20 protein-coding genes are annotated in these 21,738 nt (G+C 67.4%); 10 read left to right on the top strand and 10 right to left on the bottom strand.

What is annotated here, in order from left to right; all coding sequences use genetic code 11:
- The first annotated feature begins 139 nt into the window (after positions 1-139).
- Positions 140-1,000 (top strand): CBS domain-containing protein, encoded by an 861-nt coding sequence (locus NJQ44_RS02810; protein WP_254273169.1) that lies wholly within the window; start codon positions 140-142, stop codon positions 998-1,000.
- A 27-nt stretch (positions 1,001-1,027) separates the two neighbouring features.
- Here NJQ44_RS02810 and NJQ44_RS02805 read toward each other — a convergent pair whose 3' ends face one another.
- Positions 1,028-1,282: a bacteriophage holin gene (locus tag NJQ44_RS02805; RefSeq protein ID WP_254273168.1), complete on the bottom strand. Its 255-nt coding sequence runs from the start codon at positions 1,280-1,282 to the stop codon at positions 1,028-1,030.
- A gap of 330 nt (positions 1,283-1,612) precedes the next feature.
- Between NJQ44_RS02805 and NJQ44_RS02800 the strand changes: the two genes are divergently transcribed.
- From NJQ44_RS02800 to NJQ44_RS02790, 3 genes are all read left to right on the top strand, one after another.
- A complete protein-coding gene (locus NJQ44_RS02800) occupies positions 1,613-2,566 on the top strand; it encodes an aminopeptidase (RefSeq protein WP_254273167.1) in 954 nt (317 codons plus the stop codon).
- Between the two features lie 107 nt (positions 2,567-2,673).
- Entirely contained in the window at positions 2,674-3,327 is a 654-nt protein-coding gene (locus tag NJQ44_RS02795) for an HVO_0476 family zinc finger protein (protein ID WP_254273166.1), read from the top strand.
- Positions 3,328-3,401: 74 nt separating this feature from the next.
- A complete protein-coding gene (locus NJQ44_RS02790; protein ID WP_254273165.1) occupies positions 3,402-4,130 on the top strand; it encodes a protein-L-isoaspartate O-methyltransferase family protein in 729 nt (242 codons plus the stop codon).
- On the opposite strand, the gene NJQ44_RS02785 is transcribed toward NJQ44_RS02790, so the two are convergent.
- Complete coding sequence (locus NJQ44_RS02785; protein ID WP_254273164.1) at positions 4,127-4,570, bottom strand: DUF7382 domain-containing protein; 444 nt, start codon at positions 4,568-4,570, stop codon at positions 4,127-4,129. The genes NJQ44_RS02790 and NJQ44_RS02785 overlap by 4 nt on opposite strands.
- Positions 4,571-4,645: 75 nt before the next feature.
- On the opposite strand from NJQ44_RS02785, the gene NJQ44_RS02780 reads away from it, so the two are divergent.
- From NJQ44_RS02780 to NJQ44_RS02760, 5 genes are read left to right on the top strand one after another with little or no spacing between them, the layout of a single operon-like run.
- Entirely contained in the window at positions 4,646-5,674 is a 1,029-nt protein-coding gene (locus tag NJQ44_RS02780; protein ID WP_254273163.1) for an ATP-binding protein, read from the top strand.
- Positions 5,675-5,733: 59 nt separating this feature from the next.
- Positions 5,734-6,129: a fluoride efflux transporter FluC gene (locus tag NJQ44_RS02775; RefSeq protein WP_254273162.1), complete on the top strand. Its 396-nt coding sequence runs from the start codon at positions 5,734-5,736 to the stop codon at positions 6,127-6,129.
- Entirely contained in the window at positions 6,126-6,470 is a 345-nt protein-coding gene (locus tag NJQ44_RS02770; RefSeq protein ID WP_254273161.1) for a fluoride efflux transporter FluC, read from the top strand. Before NJQ44_RS02775 ends, NJQ44_RS02770 begins: the two co-directional genes overlap by 4 nt.
- A gap of 49 nt (positions 6,471-6,519) precedes the next feature.
- Entirely contained in the window at positions 6,520-7,629 is a 1,110-nt protein-coding gene (locus NJQ44_RS02765; RefSeq protein ID WP_254273160.1) for an aminotransferase class V-fold PLP-dependent enzyme, read from the top strand.
- Between the two features lie 31 nt (positions 7,630-7,660).
- The gene (locus NJQ44_RS02760; RefSeq protein ID WP_254273159.1) at positions 7,661-8,965 is read left to right on the top strand and encodes an eIF2B alpha/beta/delta subunit family protein; all 1,305 of its coding nucleotides are present in this window, start codon (positions 7,661-7,663) and stop codon (positions 8,963-8,965) included.
- On the opposite strand, the gene NJQ44_RS02755 is transcribed toward NJQ44_RS02760, so the two are convergent.
- From NJQ44_RS02755 to NJQ44_RS02725, 7 genes are all read right to left on the bottom strand, one after another.
- Positions 8,956-9,597 (bottom strand): cyclase family protein, encoded by a 642-nt coding sequence (locus NJQ44_RS02755; RefSeq protein WP_254273158.1) that lies wholly within the window; start codon positions 9,595-9,597, stop codon positions 8,956-8,958. The two genes, NJQ44_RS02760 and NJQ44_RS02755, sit on opposite strands and share 10 nt — an antisense overlap.
- 38 nt (positions 9,598-9,635) lie before the next feature.
- Positions 9,636-10,382 carry an MBL fold metallo-hydrolase gene (locus NJQ44_RS02750; RefSeq protein WP_254273157.1) on the bottom strand — a complete coding sequence of 249 codons (747 nt, stop codon included), beginning with the start codon at positions 10,380-10,382 and terminating at the stop codon, positions 9,636-9,638.
- 81 nt (positions 10,383-10,463) lie between these two features.
- A complete protein-coding gene (locus tag NJQ44_RS02745) occupies positions 10,464-11,501 on the bottom strand; it encodes a phosphate signaling complex PhoU family protein (RefSeq protein ID WP_254273156.1) in 1,038 nt (345 codons plus the stop codon).
- Between the two features lie 62 nt (positions 11,502-11,563).
- The gene (gene pstB, locus NJQ44_RS02740; RefSeq protein ID WP_431357797.1) at positions 11,564-12,475 is read right to left on the bottom strand and encodes a phosphate ABC transporter ATP-binding protein PstB; all 912 of its coding nucleotides are present in this window, start codon (positions 12,473-12,475) and stop codon (positions 11,564-11,566) included.
- Positions 12,476-12,494: 19 nt separating this feature from the next.
- On the bottom strand, positions 12,495-15,152 hold the full coding sequence (pstA, locus tag NJQ44_RS02735) for a phosphate ABC transporter permease PstA (protein ID WP_254273154.1): 2,658 nt from the start codon (positions 15,150-15,152) through the stop codon (positions 12,495-12,497).
- Positions 15,149-16,270 carry a phosphate ABC transporter permease subunit PstC gene (gene pstC / locus NJQ44_RS02730; protein ID WP_254273153.1) on the bottom strand — a complete coding sequence of 374 codons (1,122 nt, stop codon included), beginning with the start codon at positions 16,268-16,270 and terminating at the stop codon, positions 15,149-15,151. Before pstC ends, pstA begins: the two co-directional genes overlap by 4 nt.
- A 61-nt stretch (positions 16,271-16,331) precedes the next feature.
- Complete coding sequence (locus NJQ44_RS02725) at positions 16,332-17,489, bottom strand: PstS family phosphate ABC transporter substrate-binding protein (RefSeq protein ID WP_254273152.1); 1,158 nt, start codon at positions 17,487-17,489, stop codon at positions 16,332-16,334.
- Between the two features lie 894 nt (positions 17,490-18,383).
- Here NJQ44_RS02725 and NJQ44_RS02720 point away from each other — a divergent pair.
- A complete protein-coding gene (locus NJQ44_RS02720; protein ID WP_254273151.1) occupies positions 18,384-19,466 on the top strand; it encodes a TrmB family transcriptional regulator in 1,083 nt (360 codons plus the stop codon).
- Here the strand turns inward: NJQ44_RS02720 and NJQ44_RS02715 are convergent.
- Complete coding sequence (locus NJQ44_RS02715; protein ID WP_254273150.1) at positions 19,457-21,688, bottom strand: glycoside hydrolase family 3 N-terminal domain-containing protein; 2,232 nt, start codon at positions 21,686-21,688, stop codon at positions 19,457-19,459. The genes NJQ44_RS02720 and NJQ44_RS02715 overlap by 10 nt on opposite strands.
- Positions 21,689-21,738 lie beyond the last annotated feature (50 nt).

The raw sequence follows: 21,738 nt of genomic DNA, 5'->3' as shown, positions 1-21,738 counted from the left end.
ACACGTCCGTTCTCCGGGAGACAGTATATTCCTTACGGAAAATAATTGAAGAAATTAACTCGGATAGTTGTACTCACCGACAATTGATACCACGGCACTCACGGTGAAAAGGTTAGTAGTTTGAGGCAATAGCGAGAGCATGGTCGTCCCGATAATCGTCCGAGAGATCATGCAGGCGCCGGTCGAGATCGTCTCCGTCGACACCCCGTTAGACGAACTCGCGGCGCGGTTTCAGTCGATGGGACACGGCGCGATAGTCGTCTGCCGCGACGAGGACCCGGTCGGTGTCATCACGCGAATGGACGTTATCGGTTCGCTCACGACGGGCGACGCCATCGACGAGATTACCGCCGAGCGCATCATGTCCCACCCAGTCATCACGGTATCCGCGTCCGCGCCGATTCAGATGGGGGCCGAGACACTGTACGACCACGACGTGAATCAGGCGCTCGTGATGGAGGGCGACCGGGTCGTCGGTTTGCTCCGCGCCGACGACCTCGCGCCGTACCTCCCGAGTAGCGCCGTGGCACGGCCCGATGAATCGCTCGTAGCCGAGGAACGCGAGTGGGAGTACGACTACGACGACGAGAGTCCGCCCGGCGTCTCCGTCGGCGACGTGGTCACCTTCAGTAAGTCCATCTCGGAACGCGACCTCGAACTGTTCGCCGAGGTCAGCGGCGACATGAACCGACTCCACCTCGACCAGCGGTTCGCCGAACAGACCCGATTCGGCCGCCGCATCGTCCACGGGGCGCTGGCGTCGAGCGTCATCAGCGCGGCGCTGTCGAAGCTTCCGGGACTCGTCATCTACCTCAGTCAGACGGTGACCTACAGCGCGCCCGTCGAAGTCGGCGAGCGAGTGAGGGCGCGGTGTGAAATCATCGCCAACCTCGGGAACGACCGCTACCGCCTCGAAATCGAGGAGGTCGACGAGACGGACACGACGGTCATCAGCGGCGAGGCGTCCGTCCTCATCGACCCGGCCCCCGAACAGGAGTAGGCCGTTCGTGCGGCCGTCGACCCGGCGTCATCGAAGCCGGTCGTAGAGCCACGCGAACGCGTAGCCGCCGGTGAACCCGTCGACGAACGCCCAGACAGCGCCGACGAGCAATCCGGTCGTCGTTTCGTTGTAGCCGCGGTACACGTCCGCCAACAGTCGCTCCCAGCGCTTCCCCCAGCCGAATCGGGCCGTAATACCGAGGACGACTACCCCGCAGGCCCAGAGGAGACCACACGCCAGTCCGAACGCCCGACTGTCGAGCTGCGTCGAATTAGTCGACATGGCTACATTTCCTCATCGATTCCGCTTAACTACTCGGGAGAGGGAGTCCCCACTCTGCGGTCGCTAACCGTTCGTTCGTCGCCAACAGGACGTGTCGAGTCGGGTGACGACCATCCGATTGTTCGGTTGAGCGGTGTCCGACGGCACGGCTTATGCCTTCGGTGCAGGGCCGAGCGTCAGTGGGCGAGGAGAGACGGCAACACGACACCCCCGAGAAACGCCAGCAACTGGAACAGCGTCCCGACGACGCATCGCCGGTTCAGGCCCGCGTTCGACTCACGTCCGCCCCGTCCCACCAAGAGTTAATCCCGCCGAGGACGACGCGGGTGTATGGACAACTCCTCGCTCCGCGTCCCCGCCGAGACGGCGGTCAAGCAGTGCATGAACCTCCAGCCAGACGAGTCGTGTGCCGTCGTCACCGACGACAAGCGAAAGGCCATCGGGGAGGCGCTGTACCGGGTCGCCGCCGAAATCACCGACGACACGGTCTTTCTCCGGTATCCGCCGGGCGACCAACACGGCGAGGAACCCCCCGCGCCGGTGGCCGGTGCGATGGCCACCGCCGACGTGGTGCTCGCGCCGACGACCAAGAGCCTGAGTCACACCGAGGCCCGCAGCGAGGCCAACGCCGCCGGGGCGCGGGTCGCGACGCTGCCGGGCATCACCGAGGGCGTCTTCCTGATGGGGCTGGACGCCGACTACGAGGCCATCCGACAGCACTGCGAGGACGTCCTCGCACAGGTCGAAGACGCCGCCGAGATTCGCGTCACCTCGCCGCAGGGCACGGACATCACCTTCGGCGTCGGGTCCCGCGAGTGGAACCTCGATACCGGTATCGTCCACGAACCCGGCGAGATGTCGAATCTCCCCGCCGGAGAGGTGTTCCTCGCGCCCGAAACCGCCGACGGCACGTTCGTCGTCGACGGGACGATGCGACCCCACGGGAAACTGGACGGCCGCGAACTCCGCTTCGAAGTCGAGGACGGCTACGTCACCGACATCAGCGACGACGACATCCGCGAGCAAATCGAGACGGCCGCCGAAGAAGTCGGTCGGGACGCCTACAACCTCGCCGAGTTGGGCATCGGCACGAACGTCGCCGTCACCGACCTCGTGGGGTCGGTCCTGCTGGACGAGAAAGCGGGGGGAACCGTCCACATCGCCATCGGCGACGACCACGCCATCGGCGGCGACACCCACGCGCCCATCCACCTCGACGGGATTCTGAGAGAACCGACCGTGTACGCGGACGGCGAGGAAGTGTCGCTTCCCCGTGGTGAGTGAGCGGCCGCCCGCTCACCCGAACGAGACTTCCTACGGTCCGTGAGAGGGCCACGCAAGCCCCAATCCGTGCCGACGACCATTTACGCCCGGCCCGTCAAGCGGGGCGTATGACCGACGCTACACCCGGAGAGCGTATCGCGCTCCCGTGTCCGGCCTGCTCGCCGGACGTCGAAACCGTCCACGAGGTGCTCAAGCCCGGTGGACACGTCACCGTCAGGTGTACCGACTGCGACCACGTCCACAAGGAACAGATTCCCGAGGACACCACCCTCGAACGCGACGTGGTCGTCTCCCAAGACGGCGACTCGTTCAGCGCGAAAGTCGACGTGCCCGAGGAGGAGACGCTCGCCGTCGGCGAGGAGTTCCTGCTGGAGACCGAGGAAGCCATCATGACCGTCCGCATCACGAGTCTGGAGACGGCCGAGGGTCGCGAGGACGAGGCCTCGGCCGAGGCCGTCCAGACCATCTGGAGTCGCGCCGTCGGGAACGTGGCCGTCAACGTCACGATGCACCCGAAGAACGGCCGTCATGACGAGACCGAGAGCTTCAAACTGCAGGTCCCCGGCGACTACGAGTTCGTCGTCGGCGAAACCGACACCTTCGGCGACGAGGAGTTCACCGTCGAGGGCATCCACGTCCGCGACGACGCCCACGGCTACGAGCACGAGAAGATGGACTTCGACGGCGACATGGCCTTCGCGAAGGACATCAACCGCCTGTACGTCCGCGACGAGACGTCGACCGCGTGGTCGGCGTGGTGAGCACCCTCCGGTAGGTCGGTTTTCCGCCCGGCGGCGGGCGCGTCATTCTTATACTTCCGGCGGGAATCTCGGATATGGACCCGGCGGTACTGCGCGGCGATATGGTCGACAGCCTGCAACACGACAGCAAGGGCGTCGTCCAGAGCGAGTGGCTGTCGGCGGCGATGCGGTCGGTCCCGCGCGAGGCGTTCGTCGGCGAACAGGAAGCCTACTCGGACCGACCGTTCGAGCGACTCGGAACCCGCGTCCTCTCGCCGAGTACCGCCGCACGCCTGCTGGAGGCGCTCGACCCGGACCCGGACGACGACGTGCTCGTGGTCGGCGCGGGCGTCGGCTACACCGCCGCCGTCCTCGCCGAACACGTCGGCCCCGAGCGAGTGCAGGCCATCGACATCACCCGCCGCCTCGTCTACGACGCCCGGCAGAACCTCGCGAAGGCGGGGTACGAGGCCGTCCTCGTGGACCGCCGCGACGGCGCGGACGGCCTGCCCGAGTACGCACCGTACGACCGCGTGCTGCTGGAGGCCGCCGCCATCGAACCGCCGCGGGCGCTCGTCTCGCAACTGGCCGACGACGGCCGTCTCGTGATGCCGCTCGGCGGGCGCGAGCAGACGCTCGCGACGGTCACCGCCGACCGCGAGGTCCAGCGTCTCGGGAGCGTCGCCTTCCAGCCGATGCTCGTCGAGGGCGAACAGGCCGACACCGTCGAGCGCAACCGGACCCAGCGCGAGGACCGCGAACACGCCCGCCGACAGGCCCAGTCCCGCACCGGGTGGGAGCAAGACTGGATAGACTGGGACTAAGCGGCCACGACCAGCAAGTCCGTGTTCGACCGCCCGTCCTGATAGCTGCTGCCCGCCGGGGGCTTCACCTCGAAGACGACCGTGCCGTCCTGTTGGTTCGCGCCGAGCGACGGCGACAGCGAGAGGGTGGCGTTCCCCCGCGGTCCCGTCTCGGCCGTCGCCACCTGTGACAGCGTCGCCGTCCCGCTCTTGGCGACGACGGTGGCGTCGGCGACCGGCGCACCCTCCGGGTCGACGACGGTGACGGTCACCTCGCCGTCGCCGGGCGTCGTCACCTCGGGGTGAGGTTCCACGTCGACTTCGGTCACCTGCAACGTCTCGATACCCGAGATGGTGCTCATCATCACGCTCAGACAGGCCACGCCGACCACCAGCGCGATGACCAGTCTGATGGGGAGTCCTTCGATAGCCCGCTCGTCGCTCCACAGTGAGTCGCTCATGGCACGGGGTGGTCCCGGCACCGCACTTGAACCCTCGGCCGACGGTTCAAGTACCAAGGCGAGACCAGCGGCGGTATGGTCGTCATCGGACGCGACGGCGGGCAGGGACCGACGGCGTCGCTCGGCCACTACCGGGCGCGGGACGGGAGTCACGGCGCGCCCGTCGCCGTCGACGCTGACCGCCCGCACGCGGGCCTCGTCGTCGGGAAGCGCGGGTCGGGCAAGACGTACACGCTGGGCGTCCTCCTCGAAGGCGTCGCGAGCGTCGACGGCGTCGCACCCGTGGTCGTCGACCCGATGGGAACCTTCGAGTCGCTCGCGGGGTCCGCAGTCGACGCTTCGGTGGTCACGCCTCGCGTCCGAGCGGACGCACTCGGCCCGCGTCGCTGGTGTTCGCTCCTCGCCCTCTCGCCGGAGAGCGGGACCGGCGCGCTGGTGTGGCAGGCGGCGACGACGAGCGAGACGCTGGCGGCGATGCGAGCCTTCGTCGACGACGCGGACGCCGACCCGGCCGTGCGTCGCGCGGCGCGCAACCACCTGACGCTCGCGGCGTCGTGGGGCGTGTTCGACGCGGCGGGACTGGCTACCGAAACGCTCTGTGGTCCCGACGTGACGGTCCTGAATCTCGCGGGCGTGGACTCCGCGCCCGCAAACGCCGTCCTCGCGGCCGTCGCGGATTCGCTCTACGACGCGCGAATTTCGGGTGGGTCGGGACGGTTGCCGTGGCTGTTCGTCGACGAGGCGCACACGTTCACTCACGGGGTGGCTTCGGCGGCGCTCCGACGGTTGCTGACGAAGGGACGACACCCCGGCGTCAGTTGCTGGCTGGCGACCCAGCGGCCGAGCGCCCTGCCCGCTGTTGCCATCTCGCAGGCGGACCTGCTGCTAGCGCATCGACTGACCAGCGAGGCCGACATCGACGCACTCGCCGACGCTCGGCCGACGTACCTCGACGGGAGCCTCGAAACCCGACTTCCGGCCGCGACGGGGGAGGCGTTGGTCGTCGACGACGCCACGGAGTCGACTCACCACGTGCAGGTCCGCGAGCGACGGACGCCACACGGCGGCGAGAGTCCGCGCGCGTCGGCCGTCGACCGGGCGTGACTCAACGCGCGTGGACCACATCGCAACTGACGAGTACCACCGTCCGAGAGAGGTGCGTGATGACCGAGTCACACGCCCTCTCGCGGGCCGAACCGCTCTTTCTCGTCGCCGTCGGCGGCTTCGCCGGTGCGATTCTCCGGCACTCGGTAGCGGTCGCCTCACCGCCGCTCGCGGCCCTCGACGGGGCCGTCGTCGGGACGCTCCTCGTGAACGTCGCGGGGAGTTTCGCGCTCGGAGTGTTGCTGTACGAGGCCCACCTCGCCGACGTGCTCTCGGCGGAGACGCGACTCGTCCTCGGTACCGGCTTTCTCTCCTCGTTTACCACCTACAGTACGTTCGCCGTCCAGACGAGTTCACTCTCGCCGGCGCTCGCGGTGACGAACGTCGTCGCCAACTACGCGCTCGGTTTCCTCGCCGTCGTCCTCGGCCGCCTCGTCGCGAGGTGGGTGTCGTGAATCCGCTGTTGCTCGTCGGCGTCGGCGGGATGACCGGTGCGCTCGGCCGCCACCTCGTCGGGACGCGACTCGAACGCAACCGGGCGGACACGCTGGCCGTGAACGTGTTGGGGAGCGTGCTGCTGGGTGCGCTCGTGGCCGCGCCGGTCGGCGAATCGGTCGCACTCGCCGTCGGTACCGGATTTTGCGGCGCGTTCACGACGTTCTCGTCGTTCGCCTTCGAGACGGTTCGGTTGGCCGAACTGGGGTATCCGCGGCAGGCCGCGCTGTACGCTGGCGGGACGCTGGCCGTCGCGCTGGTCGGCGTCGCCCTCGGCGGGTTCGTCGGCGCGTCGCTGTGACCGCGGCGACACGCACAGCGCTCAAGACGGCGGGCCGCGTTGAAGCGGTATGGACCCCGCGGAGCTTCGCGCGTCGATTCCCGCGCTGGACCGGTGTACGTACTGCAACACGGGAGCGAGCGGCCCGAGTCCCCGGAACGTCGTCGGCGCGGCGACGGACTTCCTCGAACGCCACGCATTCGAAGCGCCCGCCGGAGCGGGACCGTATCCGGTGGCGTTCGACGCGATGACGGCCGCTCGGGAGGTCACCGCCGGACACCTCGGCACGCGGCCCGAGGACCTCGCATTCGCCCGGAGCACCGCCGACGCCGTCAACCTCGTCGCCAGCGCTATCGACTGGCGGCCGGGTGACGTGGTCGTCCGCACCGACCTCGAACATCCCGCCGGGACGCTCCCCTGGGACCGACTGGCCGATACCCACGACGTCGAGGTTCGGGTGCTGGAAACCGAGCGAGGGCGACTCGACATGGACGACGTGAAAACCGCCGTCGCGGACGCCCGTCTCGTCGTCCTGAGTTCGCTCACGTGGACCCACGGGACTCGGCTCCCCGTCTCGGAAGTCGTGGACATCGCCCACGAGGCGGGCGCACAGGTACTCGTCGACGCCGTCCAGTCGGTCGGCCAACACCCCGTCGACGTGACCGAGTGGGGCGCGGATTTCGTGGCGACAGCGGGCCACAAGTGGCTGTTGGGGATTTGGGGGGCGGGAATGCTGTACGTCGACCCCGACGCGTACGAGCGTCTCCGGCAGACCCGTATCGGCTACCGAAGCGTCGAGGACATGGACGCCGAGGAATACACCTACCACGAGGGGGCGCGGCGGTTCGAAGTCGGGACGACCTCGCCAGCGCCCTACGTCGCCCTCGCAGAAGCCATCGAGACCATCGAGGCCGTCGGCCTCGACACCGTCCAATCTCGGGTGGAACGACTGACCGACCGCCTGAAAGACGGCCTCGGCGACCGATTGATGAGTCCCGCGTCCTACGAGTCGGGGCTGGTGACATTCGGCGTCGACGACCCCGAGGCGACCGTCGAACGCCTCGCCGACCGCGGCATCGTGGTGCGGTCGCTCCCCCACCCCGAAGCGGTTCGAGCGTCGGTACACGTGTTCAACGACGCGGCCGACGTGGACGCGCTACTCGACGGAATCGGCCCGTAGGTTGATTGGGGCGGCGGGTCGAGAGACAGATATGGACGAACGCGCCGTCGTCACCTGCTTCCTCCGGAACGACGGCGAGGTACTGCTCCTGCGCCGGAGCGACGCCGTCGGGTCGTACCCCGGGAAGTGGGGCGGTGTCGCCGGACACGTCGCCGACGACGCGGACACGGACCGGGACCCGGAGACGGCCGCCCGCGCCGAAATCGCGGAGGAGACCGGACTGGCCGACGCGGCGACGCTCGTCGCGGCGGGCGACCCGTTTCCGGTCGACGACGAGGCGCGCGGGACGCGGTGGCTGGTCAATCCCTTCCTGTTCGACTGTGCATCGCGGGCGGTCACGACCAACGAGGAGACGGTCGAAACGGCGTGGGTCCATCCGCCGGAGATACTCCGCCGGGAGACGGTCCCCCGACTGTGGACATCCTACGACCGAGTGCGGCCGCGAGTGGCGACTGTCAGAGACGACCGGACCCACGGGTCGGCGTGGCTCTCGCTGCGGGCGCTGGAGGTGCTGCGCGACGAAGCGGCGCTCGCCGCCGAGGGACGACGGGCCGACGAAGTGGAGCGCGCAGAACGCGAGCGCGACGACTGGGATGGGCTAGCGGCGCTCGCTCGAATCCTCAGGCACGCTCGACCGTCGATGGCCGTCCTCGAAAACCGCGTCAACCGCGTCATGCTGGCCGCGAGCGACGAGCGAACGCCCGACGCCGTCGAGACGACGGCCCGAGACGGTATCGAGCGAGCGATAACGGGCGACCGTGAGGCCGCCCGAGTGGCCGCCGAGACGCTCCCGGCCCGGGTGGCGACGCTCTCGCGGTCCGGCACGGTGGAGACGGCGATTCGGGACGCCGCGCCCGAGGCGGTGTTGGTCGCCGAGTCCCGGCCCGGCGGCGAAGGCGTCGGCGTCGCCGAATCACTGGCCGACGAGACGGCGGTGACGGTGACGACGGACGCCGCCTTCCCCTTCGAACTGGCCGAGTGGGACGCCGACGCCGTCCTCGTGGGGGCCGACCGCATCCTCCCGGACGGACGCGTGGTGAACAAGGTCGGAACCCGCGCGGCGGCCCTCGGCGCGGCGAGCGCGGACGCCGACTGCTTCGTCGTGGCGGCCACCGACAAGGTGGCGACGACGGCCGACTACGACCTCGAACCCCGCGACGCGGCCGAGGTGTACGACGGCGACGCCGACCTCGCGGTGGCGAATCCTACCTTCGACGTGACGCCGCCCGAGGCGGTGACGGCGGTGCTGACCGAACGGGGTCGTCTCGACACCGCCGAAGTCGCCGCCGTCGCCAGCGCCCACCGTGAATGGGCGAAGTGGGACGGTCAGTCGTAGCGCGCGAACGCCCGGACCGGCGCGCCGTCGCCGTCCGCGAGTTTCAGCGGCGCGGCGACCAGTTCGAATCGTTCCGGCACGCTGGCGAGGTTCGCGAGGTTCTCGACGACGAGGCGGTCGTTCCCCAACAGCGCGTGGTGGGCCTGGAACCCCTCGGGTTCGTCACCCGTCGCGTTCTCGGTGGGCGTCGGGTCGACGTTGAGCGCGTCGATAGCCACGTCGTAGCCCTGCCCGACGCAGTGGTCGGCCGCCGCCGGGGTCAGGTACGGATGGTCGAAGTACTCGGGGTCGCCCCAGTGGGCGTCCCATCCGGTCTGCAGGACGACGGCGTCGGCGTCGCTCGTCGGCAGGTCGGCGGGCCGAATCGGGGTTCGCGGGTCACGGCCCCGCAGGTCCACGCGGACGGCGTCCCAGACGAACCGCGAGACGGGCACGTCGTCGATGGGGCGACCCTCGGATTCCGTGTGACTCGGCGCGTCGACGTGCGTGCCGGTGTGACTGCCGCAGTCGACGGCGGTGACGCGGTAGCCGTCGGCGTCGGCGGTGGCGTGGGGCGCGAGCGACACCGGCGGGTCACCGGGGAAGACGGGCATCCCCGAGCGTATCGGGTGCGAGAGGTCTGCGTAGGGCACGGTGGCGATGGACGCCGGAGGACCGTAGTCTTGCCGCGTCAGCGCTCGTCCAAGACGACGGGGACGCCCGCCTCGGCCACGTCGGCGGCGAACGCCCGCGAGTCGGCTTCGAGGTTCGAGAAGGTGTTGTAGTGGACCGGCATCACCAGTCGGGGTTCGATGCGGGCGGCGAGGGCGGCGGCCTCGTGCCGGTCCATCGTCGCCCGCGGGCCGATTGGCGGACACAACAGGGAGGTCTCGAGGGTTCGGTGGCCCGGGAGCACGTCGCTGTCGCCGGGGTAGTACGCCCGCGTGCCGTCGACTTCGACCATGAACCCACAGCCGAATCCCTCGGGGTGATACGGCGTTCCGTCCGGAAGGGTGTGCGGCCCGTCGGGTTCGTTGTAGGCGGGCGAGGACCAGACCGCCACGTCGCCGACGGTCAGGTGGTCTTTCTGTCCGACCTGCCGGACCTCGTAGGGCAGGTCCATGATGGGGTCTAAGTCCCGTTCCACGTCGCGACCGTCGATGCCTTCGTAAGCAATTACCGTCGTGTCTTCGTTGGCGACCCGGTCGATGCCGTCGGGGTCGTAGTGGTGGACGTGGGTCACGCAGACCACGTCGGCGTCTTCGGCGCGGTAGTCAGTCGACGGCGGGTGGCCGATGCCCTCGGTGTGGGGTTCCCATTCACCGGTCAGGACGCCGTAGCGGCCCGGGTCCGTGTAGACGACTGCGTCGTCGCCCGCGATGCGGATGGTGGCGTACCCCAGCCAATCGACGGTCAGTCCCTCGTGGTGAACGGTCATTGGGAGGGCTACGGGGAAGCAGGCAGATAAGTCGGCTGTTTCGGCGGCCCGAGCGGAAGGGTCGCGGCGCGTGGCGGCGAGTCACTCGGCCAGTTGGCTCTCGGGCAGGTCGGCGGCGGGCGCGGTGAGTCCGTCGTCTCGAACCGCGGTCCTGAGCGCCAGTTCGGCGATGTTGCCGCCGTGTTCGGCGGTGCGGCCGACGCTGTCGAGGGCGTGGGTCAGGCGGTACTCGGTTCCGTCCTCGAAGAGGTGGCGGTCAAGCGCCTCGATGTCGGCACGGAGCGAGTCGCGGGTGTGCAGGGCCTCGCGGGCCGTCCCCACGTCGGCGTCGCCGACGACCACCCGGACCGCGTCCTCGACGATGTCGCGAGCGGTGTCGGCGAGCGTCGCTAGCTCCGCGGTGCACTCGTCGTCGAGGGGGGCGTCGATGGCCGCCGCGGTGGTCGCGATGCGCTCGGCGTGGTCGGCGACGCGTTCGAGTTCGCGGGCCGTGACCCAGCAGACGAACAGTTCCGAGCGGGTCAGCCCCAGCGCATCCATCTCGTCCAAGCGGGCGAGGCCGCGCTCGAAGTAGCGGTCCACCATCGCGTACAGGCGGTCGGCTTGGTCGTCCCGGTCGGCGGGGTCGTCCACCGTCGTCGGCCCCGTCAGGGCGGCCGTCGCGTCCCGGTGCATCGAGAGCGCGACGAACTGGAGTTGCCGGACCGACTGGCGGATGGACACCTCGCTGGCGTCCAAGAGCGTCCGCACGTGGATAGTCGTCGGCGTCGTCTCGGTGACGGTGACGCCGGTGAGGTTGCGGGCGACCCGTTCGACGGCGCGGCGCTGGTCGTCGGTGAAGCCATCCGGCGCGTCGAATTCGAGTTCCTCGATGCCCGCGGCGTACGCCGCGCGGAGGGCGCGTTCGAGACACGTCGCGTCGGTGTGTGGGACCTCGACCGAGAGGGCGTCGGTCCCGTCCCGGTCGCGTTCCTGTGCCTGCACGACGAGGAGGCCGTCGATGTGCGTGTGGAGGCTGACGACCGACCCGGTATCGATGTCGGCCGCTTCCGCCCACTGTTTCGGGAGCGAGACGGTGTAGGTGCCGCCACCGACCTGCTGTATCTTGCGTGTTTCCATAGTCAGGGATGTCGTGTCGGTCACGCCCGCGCAGAGGTTGCGCGGGCGGCGATGCGGCGACCTCATCCGAACTTGCCGGTGATGTAGTCCTCGACGCGCTGGCTCTCCGGGTTCTCGAATATCTTGTCCGTGTCGTCGTACTCGACGAGTTCGCCGCCGGTGAGGAAGACGGCCGTCTGGTCGGAGATACGGGCCGCCTGCTGCATGTTGTGGGTGACGATGACGACGGTGTACTCCTTCGAGAGTTCCTCGACGAGGTCCTCTATCTTCGAAGTGGCGATGGGGTCTAACGCCGAGGCCGGTTCGTCCATCAGGATGACTTCCGGGTCGACGGCGAGACAGCGGGCGATACAGAGTCGCTGCTGTTGTCCCCCCGAGAGGCCCAAGGCGTTGTCGTCGAGTCGGTCGCTGACCTCGTCCCAGAGCGCCGCCTGCTTCAGCGAGCGCTCGACGAGGTCGTACTCGGCCTCGGTGTCGTCGCGGCCGAACAGGCGCGCGAGCAGTCCCTTCTCGATGTCCCCGTGCTTGCGCGGGCCGTAGGAGATGTTCTCCCGGATGGACTTGGGGAAGGGGTTCGGGGACTGAAACACCATCCCGATGCGCTTGCGCAGTTCGACGAGGTTGGCGTTGGGGTCGTAGATTTCGGTCCCCTCGAGTTCGACCGACCCGTCGACGCGGGCGGCCTTGATGCGGTCGTTCATGCGGTTGAGACACCGCAGGAACGTCGACTTCCCACACCCCGAGGGACCGATGAGCGCCGTCACGGAGTTCTCGGGGATGTCCATCGAGACGCCCTTCAGCGCGTGGTCGTCGCCGTACCACACGTCCAGGTCCTCGACGGCGAGTTTCGGCGTCCCGTCGAACTCGTAGTCCGTCCACGCCTCGCGGACGCGCTCTTCGCTCTCGCCCGCCGTCGTGACGCCGGCGCCCTCGCTCGACTGCGGTTCCGCCACTGGTTCTGTACCTGTCTCCATCTCGTCGTCGTTGATCGCGTTACTCATAGTTCAGTTTCCTCCGGAAGTACGTCCGCGCAACGATACCCACCGCGTAGAACGTCAGGACGACCATCAGCAGGATGAACGCCGTCGCCCATCCCATCGAGGGCGACCCGCTGACGCCGGCGGCGATGACCGCCCACACCTGCGTCGGCAGGGACGCCGACGCCGACAGCAACGCGTCGTTGGCGACGAACGGCGGCGTCGCCGTGAAGCGGAAGCCGTCGATGACCGACACCGCCTCCGTCGAGTTCAGCGTCGACCCCAACACGAGGATGAGCGGGGCCGTCTCCCCGGCGATGCGGCCGACGCCGAGGATGACGCCGGTGATGACGCCGGGCATCGCCGCCGGGAGGACGACGCTCCGAATCGTCTCCCACTGGGTCACGCCCAGCGCCGCGCTGGCGTCCCGGTACTCGTCGGGGACGGCCTTGATGGCCTCCCGAGAGGTGATGAGCACCAGCGGGAGGAGCATGAACCCGAGGACGAGCATGCCGGCCATGAGCGACTCGTCGCCGCCCAGTCGCGGGACGAGAAACGCCGCGCCGAACAGGCCGAAGACGATGCTCGGGGTGCTCCAGAGCGCGTTGGTCGCGATTTCGACCAGCGCCGTGAAGCGGCCCTGCTCGGCGTACTCCGTGAGGAAGACGGCCGCGCCCACGCCGAGGGGAACCGCGAAGAGCGTCGCGCCGACGACCAGCCACACCGTCCCGACGATGGCTGGCATGATGCCGCCGGGTTCGGCCCCCAGCGGGATGTACGCCTGCATCACCATCGGGAAGGAGAGCGACCCCTCGTTGGCGACGGAGACGCCGAGGACGGTAAAGGAGACCTGCGTCAGCGCGACGTGTAGCCCCACCAGCGCGAGGTAGCCGACCGTGGCGGCCAGCGCGAGCGACAGTTCCTCGCCGAGCAGGCGGCGCTGAATCGTCGCCCTCGTCGACCGTCGCGCGACGGTCAGGAGGACCGCGAGGGCCGCCGACGCGACCGCACCGGCGAGCGCGACGGCCGGGACGAGGTTGACCGGGCCGACGCTGGGAGTCACCGTCGCGGGCGCTTGCAGGAGGAGGGCCGTCGTCAGCAGGACGAGGCCGCCGAAGACACCGACCGGGAACAGTTCCGCGCGGTCCTGTGCGCGGTCGGCGAGCGTGCCGTCGCCGGTGAGAACGCCAGTGAGCGGCGCGACGGCGAGGCCGCCCGCCGCGACGCTCCCGAGGACGACGGCCGCGAGGCCGAGCGTGCCACCGACGGGGAGTCCGAGCGGCGACGGCCCGGTCAGGACGAGCAAGCCAGTGAGCGCCGCCAAACCGGTGACCGCGAGCGGGAGCACCTGTCGCACCCTCGCGACGGACGCGTTCCGACTCCCGACGTTCCGGAGACTGCCGTACGACCGGAAGAAGTAGACGAACAACAACAGCATCGGCGCGGCGAGCAACAGCGACCCGACGCTCGTCTCCGGCGTCACCGCGACGAAGGTGTCGAGCGTCTGGGACTGGCGATTGACAAGAACCGTGTAGGTGAACGGGTATTCGAGTCGGTCGCCGGTGAGGAGGACCGAGAGGAGGACCGCCGCGATTGAGCCGACGGTCGCCAGCGGGAGCAGGCGGAACAACTGCCGCGCGCCGCCGTGCCACTCGTTCGTGCCCGCCGGCGTCCGTGCGGTGTTGACCGCGAGGACGGCCAGCGGCGCGAGGACGACCAGCGCCGACACTGCACCGATAGCGAGGCCGTGGACGGCGTAGCCAGCGCCTTTCAGCGTGACGAACACGACGATAGTCACCATGATGGCGACCATCAGGAGGGCGTTGAGGTTGATGACGAGGAAAGCCCCGTACTCGCGGCCGCGCGCCCCGAATCCGGCGCGGCACTTCGCGGCCGACCACGCAGAGAGAATCGCCCCGAACAGGACGAAGCCCGGGATGACCGCACCGCCGGTGAACCCGCCGGAGAGCTGTTGGGGGTCCCACTGCCAGCCGACGCCGACGACGGCGGTGGCGATGGTGAAACCGAGCGTACCGACGACGAGCGCCGCCGGGAGCGTCGACCCGAGGTCCTCGCGCGGGACGACGGCCAACACCGTCAATGCCGCGCCGGCGGCCAGTGCGACGACCAGCCACAGCAGGGAGTCGAAGCCGACGAGCGACCCGCCGATGGCGGCCCCGATGAAGAGGCCGACGACGCCGAAGACGCCACCGGCGAGGAGGCCCGCGCTCGTGTTCGGTTCGGTGTCGACGACGCCTGTCGCCGAAGCCACCCCGGCGGCCGCGATGCCGAGCGCTTCGACGAGGAGGATGCCGCCGAGCAGCGTCGCCAGCGACACCGGCAGGGCGTAGGCGGCGACGGTCAGCGCGAGCGTTCCGACGACGAGGCCGAGCGCGATGCCACGGACTCGCTGTGCGGATACCGGCGTGACATTCGCCCACGAGGAGAGGCCGACGACGCCGACGCCGCCGACAACGACGGCGAGGATAGTCAGGAAGAACTCGCCGAGGGCCGCGCCGGTGCTGTCGAGCGGCACGAGGTCGACGAGCGTAATCATCCCCAGCGCAAAGCCGACGACGCTGAGGGCGATGGCCCCGTCGAGGCCGCGGTCGTAGACGTTCGATTCGGCACTGACCAGCGCGTCGTCGCGTTCGGTCGCGTAGGCGTCGCTCATCGGTTCCCCCGGAGTTTCGCTTTCATCTGCTGTTCGATGTACTGCGAGACGACGCTCATCCCGGCGACGATGACGAACAGCATCACACCGGCGACGAACAGCACGTCGATGGTGCTCTCGGACGCGCTGCCGTACTGGGTGGCGATGAGGCTCGTCAGCGTCGCGTTCGCGTCGAAGATGTCGTACAGCGGGTCCGCGAACAGCGTGCCCGACGCCATGATGGCGGCGACGGCCATCGTCTCGCCGATGGCCCGCCCCAGTCCGAGGATGACGGCGGCGGAGATGCCCGAGAACGCCGCGGGAATGGAGATGCTCTTCATCGTCTGCCAGCGCGTCGCGCCCATCGCGATAGAGCCGTCGCCCATCGAGTCCGGGACGCTAGAGAGGGCGTCCTCGCCGACGGAGACGACGGTCGGCAGCGCCATGATGCCGACGACCACGCCCGCGATGAGAAAGCTCGCGCCGTCGTCCAGAAACGAGGTCTGGACGAAGCCGTTCAGCACCTGAAAGCCGATGAACCCGTAGACGATGGAGGGGATGCCCGCCAGCACCTCGACGCCGGGTTTGATGAGTTCGCGCATGCCGTCGCTGGCGACTTCGGCGATGAACAACGCGCCGAAGAGGCCGAGCGGTCCGGCGATGGCCCCGGCGATGACGGTGACGACGACCGTCGCCCAAATCATCGGAATCAGCGAGTACGCCCCGCTGAGGGGGTTCCAGTACGTCTCCGCGCTCGGGAGGAGCGCGTCCAACCAGAAGAACCAGATTGGTTCGCCGTTCTGCTCGGGGATGAGAAGCAATCCGAGGCCGTGCTCTACGAAGGCTGGCACCGCGCTCGCGAAGAGGAAGATGGTGATGAACGTGACCGTCAACACCGTCAACACCGTCGCGACGAGCGTCAGCAACCGCGCCATCTCGGCCTGATACGTGACCCAGCCGATAGCGGTCACGAAGGCGAACGCCCCAAGCGTCGGGAGCGCCATCGCCGGTCGAAACAGGAACACGGCGATGGTCGCCACGAGGGTCACCGCCGACGCGCCGACCGCCAGCAGCGACCCCTCCGCGGCGTCGCCCCCGAGTATCGTCTCGCGTGTGTTCGTACGTACGTCGTCTATCATGTCGTTGTCTGAAAAAGTGGACCAATCGTGCTGTCTGCCCTGAGACCGCGACGAGGTGTGCTTAGACCTGGTCGGGGAGCTTCGCCTTCTCTTCTTCCTGCCGCCGCTTGCCGAGCGTGAAGTAGTCGTTCGGCGCGACGAAGAGGTCCTGACCGAAGTCGTGGAGGACCATGTTGATGACCGCGGCTTCCTTCTTCGAGGTGCCCTCCCACGTGTAGCAGTGCAGGTCACGCGAGAGCGGGTAGCTGGTGGAGTCGAGGCCGTTCTCGTCGTCGCCGTAGGCGTAGGTCGTCCCCTCCCATTCGAGCGCGATGGGGGTGACGCCGTCGGTGTCGAGGAACGCCAGCGCGAGGTAGCTGATGGCGTTGTCGGCCTGCGCGATGGCCTGCGCGAGGCGCTGGTTCTGACCGAAGCGGTTGGCGACGGTGGTGTCCTCTTCGGGGTTGCCGAAGACGTTCGAGACGAACGAGGTTCGCGTCCCGGAGCCTTTGACGCGGCCGAGGACCTGAACCTCGCGGTCCGGCAGGCTGCTGTCTATCTCCTGCCAGTTGCTGATGCGGCCCTTGTAGAGGTCCTTCAGCTGCTGGCCGGTGATGCCTTCGAGGCCCGCGTCGGCGATTTCCGAGGAGACGACGATGGGCTGGCCGTCGACGCCGACGACGTGGTCGACGAACTGGTCGTAGGAGTCGCGATCCGGCAGTTCGTCCTCGACGTTCCCCGAGGAGTTCCCGATGTCGTGCTGGCCGTTCATGACCTTCTCGACGCCGGTCCCGGAGTGCGAGAGTCCGACCGTGAACTGGAACGGCGGGCCTTCCTCGCCACCGGCCTCGAAGCCGTACAGACCGGCCCAGTAGTCGGCCAGCGCCTTGTCCGTCTCGATGCCGTACTCGCCGTGGGGCCAGTACTCGGTGTCGCTGGCCGGGCGATTGGCGTTCCAGTACGACGAGGCGGTGTTCATGATGGGGTACACCGTCGAGGAGCCGCCGGATTCGAGCGCCGTGGGCGCGCCGGACCCGCTCTCGGTCTCCTCTGCCTCGGTCATCTCCTCGGAGTCCGAGTCGTCGTCGCTGGCGCCGTCGGAACTGGACCCGTCGCCCTCGGATTCCGAACTGCTCCCGCTGGAACAACCGGCGATGGCCGCCGCACCCGTTGCACCTGTGGTCGCGATGAACGTACGCCGCGAAACGCGGTCAGACAGCTTCTCTGAGTCCTGCGTCATCACCTGATGGTGGCCGGTAGAGTATTAAACCCGTTTATAATAGGGGTATTTTCGAGTATTTTAGCTCCAGTTACCTCAGTACCAACTGTACCAGTATTGTTCGATACATAGGTCAATAGAGAGTCGGAACCTCCCGCCGCCCACGGGTGCGGCGAATCGGTCGACGTGGGTCAGTAGCGCGTTGGAAGGCATCGCGAGAGGTCCACGTCTGTGGTGATTTGGCGGACAGGTGAATGAGTTATAAATATATTTTTGCCCCATACCGGGAGTTTTGAATCTATTTTTCTAATATATTCCCATGAGTCGGGATTTTGGAGGTTAGAGAGGGCTATTCTACCTATTTTAGCCGCCACAAAACCTAATTCGGAATTTGAAGGACTTTTTTGGAGAATATCTTCGAATTGTAGTGTTCTACGCCCGATTTCGAGCAATGGATTCCTCCGCATGAGAGCAAGAAGTCGTCACTCCAAGTCTGGTGTTCGGGTCGTCGGTCGAATCGGAATCGTCGGGGGAAGACGAATGGCCGACCACCACCCCGACACCGCAGTTAGTCTAACACAGGTACATTCGTTATACCAGTCCGACGAAGGCTGTCGGGGCCGCCGTCGACACCGAATGCGAACCGAACTCAACTGTCGTAATAAATATTAATTCTGTCGTTACACACGAATACACTATCCATAATATCCCACATAAGAACCCCACATTGGATTATTCTACCAACACATTTTGACGGTCTTAAGCCCCTATGGAGTGTATTTCTTCTTTCTACAACAATACACAGTTTACTTACTATTTGCTAGCTATTTTCCCTATCCGTAACTTCTACTTTTCTTACCTATCGGGCATCTGGGTGCAGTAAACATTCATACGCTTGGACGCCAGCGTTGGTGTATGGACCGCGACACACTCAAACGGGCGCTGGAAAACGCCGACCTCACTAGCTACGAGGCGGAGGCGTACCTCGCGCTCGTGGACTACGGACGGCTGCCAGCCGTCGACGTGGCGAAGAAGTCGGACGTGCCGACGTCGCAGGTGTACGATACGCTCCGGTCGCTGGAGTCGAAGGGGTTCGTGGAGACCATCGACCAGGACCGATTGCACGCAGAACCGTCGGACCCCGTCGACATCCTCACGCACCTGCGCGAACGCGGCGAACTGTTCACCGACGCCGCCGAGGAACTCGAAGACCGGTGGGAGGAACCGGACCTCAACGACCACCGCGTCGGCGTCGTCAAGCACGCCGAGACAGTGCTGGACCGCGCCCGAGCACAGATTCGGGAGACGGACGTGGCCGTCGAGGTGGCGCTGACGGCCGACCAGTTCGACGCGCTCCGGTCCGACCTGAACGCGGCCGCCGACCGCGACGTGGTCGTCCACGTCGCCATCTACTACGAACCGGACTTGGCCGAGCGAAGCGAGGCGTGGGACCTCTCGAAACCGAACCTCGAGATGCGCGTCGTCAAGATACCCGGGCCGTTCATCGCCATCCTCGACCGGAGTCAGACGTACTTCGCGCCGAACTCGCGCGCCGGGGAGAACTACGGCATCCTCATTCACGACGACATCCTCTCGTTTATCAACCACTGGTACTTCCAGACCTGCCTCTGGTACTCGTGGGCACCGCTGTCCGCGAACCAGCAGACGCCGAAGACATACATCAGCCTCAAGGAGTTCATCCGCGACGTGACCTCGCTGTTCCACGACGGCGCAGACATCGTCGTGACCGTCTCGGGCATCGGCGTCGACAGCAGGGAGTTCCAGACGGTCACGGGGACGGTCACGGACATCTACTACCCGAACGTGTACCGCAACGATTCCCCGTCGCTCGAACGCCTCTCGACGTACGCGGTGGTGACGCTCGAAGCGGACGGGGAGGAAGTCGTCGTCGGCGGTTGGGGCGCGGTGTTCGAGGACCTCGAAGCGCAGAAGATAACGCTGGAGGCGATTTCGTTCGACAACCCGGTTCAGTCGTAGGTCGTCTCGATAGAGAGTTCGACCGTCTGGTCGCCGACGTGGACCGAGTATCTGCCCGCCTCGGTCTGGCGGACGCCGTCGCTGTCGACCCGGCCGAGTTCGGCCGCGTCGAGTTCGATTTCTGCCGTCGTCGTCTCACCGCCGTCGAGCGAGACGCGCTCGAAGCCACGGAGTTCGCGGACCGGCGTAACGTGCGAACTCGCGTGGTCGGTAGCGTACACCTGCACGACATCGGTGCCCGCTCGGTCGCTGACGTTCTCGACCGGAACTCTGACCGTCGTCGTCTCGTGCGGGCCGATGGTCGAGTCGGTCAGTTCCACGTCGCCGTACTCGAACTCGGCGTAACTGAGGCCGTGGCCGAACTCGAACAGCGGGTCGTACGAGGAGGGGTGTTCCTCCTGCCCGATCGGCGTCGGGTGCGGGAAGTGGTTGAACCGTGCCTGCAGGTGACCCTCGGACTTCGGGATGGTGATGGGGAGGCGACCGCTCGGGTCGTTCTCGCCGAACAGCGTCTCGGCGACGGCCTGCCCGCCCATCGTCCCGGGGTAGTACGCCATGAGGAGCGCCGGGACGTTCTCGGCCATCCAGTCGACGACGAGCGGTCGGCCGGTGACCAACACGCCGACGACGGGCGTCCCCGTCTCGTGAATCGCTTCGACGAGTTCGCGCTGGGCGTCCGGGAGGTGGAGCGTGTGGCGGTTCGGGAACTCGTCGGGTTCCGTCCCCGTGTCGACCGTCGGACCGAACTCGTGGAGGTACCACGGTTCGCCGAGGGCGACGACGGCCACGTCGGCGTCTGTGGCGGTATCGACGGCCGCGTCCACGTCGACCGGATCGTTCATCGTCGCGCCCTGTTCGTAGACGACATCGCCCGAGGTGGCGTCCTCGACGCCGTCGCGAATTGTCACCACGTCGGTCCCCTCGGCGTCGGGAACGCTCCACCCGCCGAGTTGGTGAACCACGTCGTCCGCGTTCGGCCCGGCGACGAGAACGTCCGCGTCGTCGGAGAGCGGGAGGAGGTCCTCGTTCTGGAGGAGCGTCATCGAGTCGCGGGCCGCGTCGAGGGCCGCGTCGCGGTGGGCCTCCGCACCGACGATGTCTCGCGCCTCGCTCGGGTCGACGAAGGCGTCCTCGAACAGGCCGAGTCGGAACTTCTGGTCGAGGATTCGCTCGACGCTGTCGTCGATGACGGCCTCGGCAACTTCGCCGTCTTCGACCAGCGAGACGAGGTGCTCGGCGTGGTCGATAGCGTCGACGGAGGCGATGTCGAGTCCGGCCTCCCGGGTCTGTCGCACCGATTCGCGGTGGTCGGCGGTAATCTTGTGGTCGTCGTGGAGCATCCGGACGCCGTTCCAGTCGGAGACGACGGTGCCGTCGAAACCGAGGGTCCCGCGGAGCAGGTCCGTCAGGTAGCGCCGCGACCCGTGGGACGGTTCGCCGTCGATGGCGTTGTAGGAGGGCATCACCGACTCGACGTCCTCGTCGAGAACGTCGAGGAACGACGGGAGGAAGACGTTGCGGAGGAGATAGTCGGAGACTTCGACGGGCGCGGCGTCCTCGCCGCGTTCGGGTTCGCTGTAGGCCGGGAAGTGCTTCGCCGTCGCGACGACGGACGACGAATCCTCGATGCCGTCGCCCTGATACCCGCGGACTTTCGCGGCCGCCAGTTTCGCACAGAGGTAGGGGCTCTCGCCGAACGTCTCGAAGGTGCGGCCCCACCGGGGGTCGCGGGCCACGTCGCAGGTCGGCGAGTAGTTCTGGTGGGCGCCGCTTCGGCGTACCTCCGTCGCCGTGATGCCCGCCGCTCGCTCGACGCCGTCTACGTCCCACGTCGCCGCGGCCCCGAGGCCGTTGGGAAAGGCCGTGCCCTCCGCGACGTAGGCGTGGCCGTGGACGGCGTCGACGTTGAACAACAGCGGAATCCCGAGGCGGGTCTCCGAGAGGGCGACTTCCTGCAGGCGGTTTACGTGTTCGACGATGTCGTCGAGTCGCATGTCCACCGCGCCGCCCCACCCGAACGAGGCGACGGCGCCGACGTTGTGCTCGCGGATTTCGTCGGCCACGTCGTCGATGTCCTTGAACTCGCTGAGGTGGCCCGCCCACGTCCCCACCAACTGCCCGACCTTCTCTTCGAGCGTCATTCGTTCGAGGAGGTCAGCGACGCGTTTCGAGGTGGAGACAGTGTCGTCTCTATACAGTGGTTGCTCGCCTCTTGACTGCATGGTGAGAACGATTCTACCACGGCTATTTATAATTTTGGATGGTGTGAAAA

The organism is Haloarcula marina, assembly GCF_024218775.1.
GTDB classification, from domain to species: Archaea; Halobacteriota; Halobacteria; order Halobacteriales; family Haloarculaceae; genus Haloarcula; species Haloarcula marina.
The sequence above is the reverse complement of the archived record's forward strand: the minus strand, read 5'-3'. Positions and strand labels throughout refer to the sequence as shown.